This is a genomic window from Lysinibacillus sphaericus OT4b.31 (genome assembly GCF_000392615.1).
In the GTDB taxonomy this organism is placed as follows: domain Bacteria; phylum Bacillota; class Bacilli; order Bacillales_A; family Planococcaceae; genus Lysinibacillus; species Lysinibacillus sphaericus_B.
Genome location: NZ_KB933399.1, coordinates 1 through 331, shown reverse-complemented (window position 1 = coordinate 331; position 331 = coordinate 1). Strand labels below are relative to the sequence as shown.

The window sequence follows — 331 nt, the reverse complement described above, 5'->3', positions numbered from 1 at the left end:
CAATATTAATTGTTAAAAATAATAATTATATACGCTTAAAGTAAGATGACGTTTTTCACGCTTCTTTACTCCGACGTAAATCTCAACCTTCAACAAGCGATAACATTGAGGCTTTTGAACACCTTTTATGGAACATAAACTGGAGGGGGGCGACTGATGGGAATCGAACCCACGAATGCCTGAACCACAATCAGGTGCGTTAACCACTTCGCCACAACCGCCATGAAATTATTTGGCAGGGGCAGTAGGAATCGAACCCACACCAAAGGTTTTGGAGACCTCTATTCTACCGTTGAACTATGCCCCTATGACTTTAAAAACTGGTGGAGGG

The 331-nt window shown here is 42.3% G+C and carries 2 tRNA genes; both read right to left on the bottom strand.

What is annotated here, in order from left to right:
• Window positions 1–148 precede the first annotated feature (148 nt).
• Window positions 149–221 (bottom strand) — tRNA-His (locus H131_RS18990).
• 12 nt (window positions 222–233) lie between these two features.
• A tRNA-Trp gene (locus H131_RS18985) sits at window positions 234–307 on the bottom strand.
• Window positions 308–331: the final 24 nt, after the last annotated feature.